Genomic DNA, 2,442 nt, shown 5'->3' on the forward strand with positions numbered 1-2,442 from the left:
AAAAGTTATTTTTATGATGATGTTGATGTGGAAGAGCTGTATAATAAATATAAGATGACAGGTAGAATAAGAAATAGGGAAAGTGGAAGAACCGGGAATGAATTGATTAATATTTCTGAAAAATTGACGCTTGGCAAAGATATATATAGTGGAAATTATATTAATGGTTTCACGATAAAATACAGCAAGACGGGGGCGCACATTATTCCAACATATCATAAGGAGGAGTAATTATGAATTTATTAAACTACAACAATAAAAAGATAGTATTAAATACAAAAAGCGGAAATACATATGAAGGAATGGCTTATTATTGTAATGCTGATGAATACGAAACAGAAGAGGACGAGCTTACTATAAAAAATAAAACAGATGGTAAATATTATGGTTTCGCTGAATCAGAAATCAAATCTATAGAAATCATTTAGCACTCACTCAATCGATGGGTGCTATTTTTGTGCAGATTTGTGTGTGGTCAGATTTAGTCCGAAAAAGTCCGAAATAAATTCAGACCATTAGACCATTTGAAAGGAGATGAAGCGGTGGGATCAAAAAATAATATTTTTAGCGATATCTTATGCTTTATTTTCGTGTATACCACATTAAAGTTGCTTATTTATAACGGGTGGTCATGGTTATTTATACAAGTGCCTTTGTGGCTATGCATGGTAATTTTAGTGATTGCCTTAAGTATTTTAATTATGATCAAAATGTGTGAAAAGCGAACGTAAATTCGCACAACAAAAAAGGAGAGATGACATGACACGATTAGGCAATCCAAGGCCTACAAGGTCAGTCATTTTGCCATATGAAACGAGTGAATTCCAGGAAGCCATTGATCTGTACGAAAAGAGCGGGAGGAAAGCTCAACAGTGGCAAATTGACATGATGAAAGACATGATGGCCACAAATAGCGATGGCTTATGGACACATACGAAGTTTGGTTATTCCTTGCCACGGCGGAACGGGAAAAACGAATTAGTTGTTATGCGCGAACTATGGGGCTTGTTTAACGGAGAAGAGATGATGTACACGGCGCACAGAATTAGCGCCTCACATTCGACTTTTGATGTTTAAAGCGCTAGGGCACAGGTAGGGGGGAAGCCTTGAAGAAGTTATGGGGGATAGAGGGAAGAGGAGTTTTGCAAGAGCTGCTGATTTCGAGGAGATGATTTTGAGCTGATGATCTCATGCTGGAGAAAACAAAAAAGCTCTAGCATCGTAGCTAGAGCTTACAGATAATATATTTAAGCGACCTACGGGAATCGAACCCGCGTCATGACCTTGGGAAGGTCGCATTCTACCATTAAACTAAGGTCGCCTCATCAACGTTTATTATTATACGGAAGGTCAGATGAAAATGCAAGGCCTTATGTAAAAAAATAAGAGGATCTTTTTCCTTATCACGAAAAAAGCTAGGGTGGGGCTTTTGGGTTATGACAAAAATAATGGGCTATAAAACAGCTACTAACAGCTATTAACAGCTAGTAAAAACTAATAACAGCTACTTTCTAAAAGTAGCTTATTGTAAGCTAAAGATTGTGCAGAAGGGTGTATCGCTTAAAGTTGTTCCTTTTGACGGTGTTCTTGTAGTTTTCTTGAGGCAGAGAAAATACTCAGCCAAACTTCCTCAACAGCAGGGGATAGGGCTTTGTTATGGAGCTGCTGGGTCACTTTTTCTAAAATTTCTTCTTCACGATTAGCTTGATAAATGGGTAGATGATGGGAGTGTTTATAATCGGCTACATCAGAGGATAATTGAAAACGTTCTTCTAAAAGCTTCAGTATTTTTTGATCCAAAAGATTGATTTCATCGCGTAATTGTTCTAATTGGGACATAAAATAACCTCCTAAGGGACTAGTTTTTTTGAAAAGATACTTGGCTTTTTTGATAGGGAAAAGTAAGGCTAGAGAGCTCAATAAAAAAACTATTGTGTATACTATAGCGTGATAGCTAAAGAGATGCAATAGCTCAATCATCTTCCTTATGCTATAATGAAAAGACTGAAGGGAGTGGTTATGTGAAAGAGGTTTTGTCAGAAGAGCTTGAAGACGTTTTATCTGATTTATCAGCTCAAGGAAAAGAAGAGGAAGAGCAAGTTGCTTTTTTGATTGACAAAACAACTGTTAGAATTGATAAGGACCTTTATCACATTGTCTACCAATCTCGTGAAGATCTGTTTGATATCGTTGCCTTTAACCATCGCTATGCAGATGTTTTGGCAAAATATGATTATATCGTCGGAGATTGGGGATTTGAACAGTTACGCTTAAAGGGCTTTTTCGATGTTGCTGTGAATCGACAATGGGCAGATCGATCCATTGATATGTTTGAAGATTATATTTTGGAATATTGTAATTTTGGTTGCGACTATTTTGTGGTGGATTTTAGAATGAACTTAGCCACTCAATTGTGAAAAAAAAAGACGCCATGTAAATTTC

The 2,442-nt window shown here is 36.7% G+C and carries 5 protein-coding genes and 1 tRNA gene; 4 read left to right on the forward strand and 2 right to left on the reverse strand.

Going from position 1 to position 2,442, the window contains the following annotated elements; all coding sequences use genetic code 11:
• The 3 genes from D3H64_RS09970 to D3H64_RS09980 form a co-directional block, all read left to right on the forward strand.
• Positions 1-231: polymorphic toxin type 50 domain-containing protein (locus D3H64_RS09970; protein WP_233554942.1), on the forward strand; the 231-nt coding region annotated here is incomplete at its 5' end.
• Positions 232-233: 2 nt separating this feature from the next.
• Positions 234-428, forward strand: a complete 195-nt coding sequence (locus D3H64_RS09975) for a hypothetical protein (protein WP_121566065.1) — start codon at positions 234-236, stop codon at positions 426-428.
• A gap of 331 nt (positions 429-759) precedes the next feature.
• On the forward strand, positions 760-1,077 hold the full coding sequence (locus D3H64_RS09980; protein ID WP_199700165.1) for a hypothetical protein: 318 nt from the start codon (positions 760-762) through the stop codon (positions 1,075-1,077).
• A gap of 173 nt (positions 1,078-1,250) precedes the next feature.
• Here D3H64_RS09980 and D3H64_RS09985 read toward each other — a convergent pair.
• Both D3H64_RS09985 and D3H64_RS09990 read right to left on the reverse strand, forming a co-directional pair.
• Positions 1,251-1,321: transfer RNA gene (locus D3H64_RS09985), tRNA-Gly, on the reverse strand.
• 239 nt (positions 1,322-1,560) lie between these two features.
• Complete coding sequence (locus tag D3H64_RS09990; RefSeq protein ID WP_158589285.1) at positions 1,561-1,839, reverse strand: chorismate mutase; 279 nt, start codon at positions 1,837-1,839, stop codon at positions 1,561-1,563.
• A 182-nt stretch (positions 1,840-2,021) separates the two neighbouring features.
• Between D3H64_RS09990 and D3H64_RS09995 the strand changes: the two genes are divergently transcribed.
• Positions 2,022-2,417, forward strand: a complete 396-nt coding sequence (locus D3H64_RS09995) for a YutD family protein (RefSeq protein ID WP_121566067.1) — start codon at positions 2,022-2,024, stop codon at positions 2,415-2,417.
• The last annotated feature ends 25 nt before the right edge of the window (positions 2,418-2,442 follow it).

Origin of the sequence: Atopobacter sp. AH10 (assembly GCF_003664595.1) — a bacterium.
Classification (GTDB): domain Bacteria; phylum Bacillota; class Bacilli; order Lactobacillales; family Aerococcaceae; genus Atopobacter.